The organism is Skermanella sp. (assembly GCF_059503625.1).
On record NZ_JCACHA010001190.1, the window covers coordinates 1 to 4,812 of the forward strand.

Annotated in this window: 3 protein-coding genes; 1 reads left to right on the plus strand and 2 read right to left on the minus strand. The window is 66.1% G+C overall.

The annotated features are described in order from the left end of the window. On the minus strand, window positions 1–2,382 hold a 2,382-nt coding region (locus AC5JJ6_RS41880), incomplete at its 3' end, for a NahK/ErcS family hybrid sensor histidine kinase/response regulator (protein ID WP_496047736.1). Then, on the minus strand, window positions 2,370–3,695 hold the full coding sequence (gene nosP, locus AC5JJ6_RS41885; protein WP_496047737.1) for a nitric oxide-sensing protein NosP: 1,326 nt from the start codon (window positions 3,693–3,695) through the stop codon (window positions 2,370–2,372). The genes AC5JJ6_RS41880 and nosP, both read right to left, overlap by 13 nt. A 302-nt stretch (window positions 3,696–3,997) precedes the next feature. On the opposite strand from nosP, the gene AC5JJ6_RS41890 reads away from it, so the two are divergent. Next, window positions 3,998–4,675 (plus strand): SRPBCC family protein, encoded by a 678-nt coding sequence (locus AC5JJ6_RS41890; protein ID WP_496047738.1) that lies wholly within the window; start codon window positions 3,998–4,000, stop codon window positions 4,673–4,675. The last annotated feature ends 137 nt before the right edge of the window (window positions 4,676–4,812 follow it).

Consider the following 4,812-nt stretch of genomic DNA (forward strand, 5'->3'; position numbering starts at 1 on the left):
CACGGCGCAGCGCCAGCCTTCCAGCAGGGCCGTCATGCCGGACAGGATGCTGCGTTCGTTGTCGATCACCAGAACCAGCGATCCGGCCAGCCGGTTGAGCGAGGCGGCGGGCACCGGTTCCGGCGGGCGGACTTGCCGGCGGCGGTCGCCCACCGGAACGGTCACCGAGAACACCGAACCCTCGCCCTGGACCGAGCGGACGCCGATCCTGTGGCCGAGCATCCGGGCGACGCGCTCGACGATGGCGAGCCCCAGGCCCATGCCCCGGTCGCGGCCGCTCTGGTCGTTGCCCAGGCGGCGGAACTCCTCGAAGATCTCGACCAGCTTGTCTTCCGGGATGCCGAGACCCGTGTCCCAGACCTCTATCCGCAGCCGGCTGCCGTCGCGCCGGCAGCCCAGCAGCACCCGGCCCGAGCGGGTGTAGCGCATGGCGTTGCTGAGGAAGTTCTGGATGATCCGCCGCAGCAGGCGGATGTCGCTGTAGACGACTGCGCTGCTCGACACGACGCGCAGTTCCAGGCTCCGTTCACGCGCCTGCGCCGCGTACTCGGTCGCCATGGCGCCCAGCAGGGATTCGATCGGGAAGTCGCCCGGCTCGGCCTGGACGACGCCGGCGTCCAGCTTGCTGATGTCGAGCAAGGCACCCAGCAGGTCCTCGACCGCCGCCAGCGCCACGTCGGTATTCTCGATCAGAACGCCGTTCTGGGGGATCTGCTCCAGATCGCTCAGCGCCGACACGAACAGCCGGGCGGCATTCAGCGGTTGCAACAGGTCGTGGCTGGCCGCCGCCAGGAACTTGGTCTTGGACAGGTTGGCCTGCTCCGCCTCGACCTTGGCGACCCGCAAGGCTTCCTCGATCTGCTTGCGCTCGGCGATCTCCTGATGAAGCTTGCCGTTCAGCGCCATCAAGGCGGCGGTGCGCTCAGCGACGCGGCGCTCCAGGCTTTCCTTCGACTCCTTCAGGGCTTCGGCGACCATGCGGCGCTCGGTGATGTCCTGGATCAGGGCGTAGTAGCCCAGCACCTCGCCGGTTTCGCCGAAATGCGGGATATAAGTCGCCAGCGCATAGCGCACGGCGCCGTTCTCCGCCGGCAACTCCATCTCGAAGGTGACTTCGTTGCCGGCCAGCGCCGCCAGGACGTTGTCACGGCGCTGCTCGTAATGCTCCGTGCCGAGGGCGACCCACATCGGCTGCCCGTCGATCTCCTCGCGCGGACGGTTGAACCAGTCCTCGTAGGGCTTGTTGACGAAGCGGAAGCGCTGCTCGCTGTCGACATAGGCGATCAGGGCCGGCATCGCGTCGGTGATCGTGCGGATGCGGCGCTCGCTGTCGCGCAGGGCTTCCTCGTTGCGCTTGCGCTCCGTGATGTCGGTATAGGTGTTGACGAAGCCGCCGCCCGGCATGACAGTGCGCCGGATATCCAGCACCCTGCCCTGCCACTCCTCCTCCACGGCCAGCGGACGTTCGCCCAGATCCTCGCGCGACATCGCCTTGTCGCTCAACCCGTCCCAGCTCAGCCGGGTGTTGTGATCGACGAAGTCCTGCCACGTGGCGCCCTGCCGGACGACCTTGGTCGGCAGGTTCAGCAGACGGACGAAGCAGTCGTTCCAGGCGACCAGCTTCAGGTCCTTGTCGTAGACCGCCACGCCTTGCGCGATGTTGTCGAGCGTGGCCTGGAGCAGAACGGACTTCTCCGCCAATTCCCGTTCGCGCCGCCGGGTCTCGTCGCGCTTCAGGTCGGTAATGTCGGTATAGATCCCGACCACCCCGCCGTCGCGGGTCCGCCGCTCGTTGACCTGCATCCAGCGGCCGTCGGCCAGCGCGTGGACATACGGCCCCTTGGGCTGCCGGTGCTCGGCCAGCCGCTGGTGCAGCCAGCTGACTCCGCCGTCCCGGATGTCCTGGACCGACCGGGTGCGGACCGCTTGAAGCGCTATCTCGGTGAATGTCACTCCAGGGACGATCTGCTCGCCGAAGGCCGGCCAGAAGGCTAGGTACTTGCTGTTGCACATGACCAGCCGGTCGTCGCCGTCGAACAGGGCGAAGCCCTCGTTGACGGACTCGATGGCTTCCGCCAGCCGGGCCTGCACGGTCTCCGCCAGTTCCTTGGCGCGGGCAAGGTCGCGGTTGGACCGCTCCAGTTCGTGAAGGGTCCGTTCCAGTTCCAGCGTCCGCTCGCGGACCTTGGTTTCCAGCACGATGGCGGTCTGGAACAGCGAGAAGGCGTTGCCCTGGAAATCCATGCTGCGCTCGACACGGTCCATCAGGACCTTGTTGATCCGGCGCAGCTTTTCGTTCTCGTGCTCCAGCTCGGCGATGCGCCGCTGCTCCGCCGTCAAGCCCGGCTCGATAGGCGCGGGAGCGAGGCTCAGGCTTTGCATCGCGCACCTATGGCGACGCCGGTGAAGGTCTGGTTGACATGCATCGCGTTGAATTGCTCTCCATAGGTGCAGAACCCGATCACATTGTTCCGGGCCAGCACCTTCGACACCAGATGCTTGATCTGCTTCTGCTCCATCTCCAGGCTGCGAAGGATACAGTCGCAGCCCAGGATCAGTTCCGGCTCCCCGACATCGTCGCGCAGGCGGGCGAACAGGTTCTCCAGGTTCTGGACAAGGTCCACCCCTTCCGCGACCGTCAGCACGATCCCCTCGTCGATCGCGCAGAAGAAGGTCAGGCTCTCGTCGTCGTTGACCTTCTGGATCGAGCGGACGTGATACTCGCCGCCGACCCGGACCACGACCGGATATGCCGCGAAGATCATCGACGTCAGCGGCTCACCCTCCAGCCCGACCATGCGAGCATATTCCCGCCCCGCCGGCTCGGCATTGATCTCGGTCACGATGCGCCGCGCGGGATCGGCCTCGGTCACGACCATCTTGCGGTCGGAACTGACGAAATGCTCCGTGCGGAAGACGCTGAAGCGGCGGACCGTGTCGACCAGCACCAGGACGGCGGCATCGGTGTGGAACCGGCCGTCGTGAAGCACCCAGGTCTGCTCGAACTTCAAATCGTCGCCGGCGGAGCCGCCGAACAGAGGTATGTCGCCAAGCGCCGAATAGAGGGAGCTGACCACCGGCTCCTCCCGGATCGACAAGCCGTCGATCAAAAGCAGCGCGAAGCTGCCGGACGCGGCGTCCCGGTGTTCCGGAGAGTGTTCCGGAGAGGCGGCGTCGCGCTTGGCGGTCAGGCTGCGGACCAGCGCCTGGGCATGGGAGATCTCGAAGCTTTCCAGATCGTCGATCCGCTCGGCGACCGCCGTGAAGTCGCTGCGCGGAAAGCTGACACCCGTGATCGACCCCGTCATGTATCCGGCCGGCGTGATCTCTCCCGCCGTGGTGCAGCCGATCACCAGGGTATCGCCGAACACGTCGGCCAGAGCTTCTCCCAGCAGGGGCAGATCGTATTGCGGCGAGCAGAAGACCAGCACGAACGCGGCGTCCGGCTGGGCAATTGCGTCGTGCAACTCGACCGCCGCCCGCCTGGGATCGATATCGTGGCTGAAGCCCCGGCGCATCCGGGGACCGGCGGCATCGGCGAAGGCCTGGGGCCGACGCCCCATTTCCGAATCGATGCCCGCTGCAGCATCGGCTTCGACCGCCGGCTCCGGCGCCAGCGTGTCGGCAACGAGCTGCCGTACCGGCGCGCGTGAGGTCCGGCCACCGATACGGCCGGTGCGAGGCCCCTTGGCCATCAAAACTACTCCGCCTTTCCCCTGTGCCGAAGCCTGGAACGAGGGAAGTGCCCGCAGCTTCCCTCCCGGCTCCCGCCTACGTATAAAATTACTCTCCCGGCATCACTTCTGCCAAGGGCGCTGCCCTGGGTGCGACGTTAGACCAAAGTCTAAGGAGGGGCCTGGAAGGGGGGAACGTTGCCGTCATCCCACTTTCGGACATACCGGATTAGGCCGCCCTCTACTCGAAAGTCTGATGTCTGGAGGACGCCTGCGACACTTAGTCTTCACACTGAAAAAATGCGACCGGGAGGAAGTAACGCATGGACATGTCCGGCAGCTATCGGATCACGGCCCCCAGGGAAAAGGTCTGGGCCGCCCTCAACGATCCGGAAATCCTGAAGCAATGCATCCCCGGATGTGAGGAGATCGAGAAGCATTCCGATACGGAACTGACGGCGAAGGTCGTCGCCAAGGTGGGACCGGTCAAGGCGAAGTTCGCCGGCAAGGTGACCCTCAGCGATATCGATCCGCCCAACGGCTATACCATTACGGGCGAAGGCAGCGGCGGCGCCGTCGGCTTCGGCAAGGGCGGTGCCGCCGTCAAGCTCAACCCGGATGGCGACGACGCGACGCTGCTGGACTATACCGCCCATGCCCAGGTCGGCGGCAAGCTGGCGCAGATCGGCTCACGGCTGATCGACGGGACGGCGCGCAAGATGGCCGACGACTTCTTCGCGAAGTTCACCCAGGTCGTCGGTCAGCCCCAGAATGAAGCGGACGGCGAGGCCGAGGCGCCGATGCCGCAGGAAGCACCGGCTCCCGGCGGACAGCTCGCGGCGCAGCATGCGGCGATGGCGGCCATGGCATCCTCTCCGGCGGCTCCCGCAGCCTCGCGGCCTGAATCCGGCGATTCGCCGGTCGATATGCGTCTGGTCGCGATGGTCGGAGCCGCCACCGCCGCCTTCGTGGCGATCCTGTTCCTGGTGGCGGGCGGCTGAACTCCTCCCCGGATCGTGGACGGCGCCGGCCGCCATTCGGACCCCATTACCTGCGGCTGAATGGCTCCTCGGATTTCGTGGACATTCGTGTAGATTGCCACCTTCCATAAAAGTGCCGGCCCGAAGCTGGTCACGAT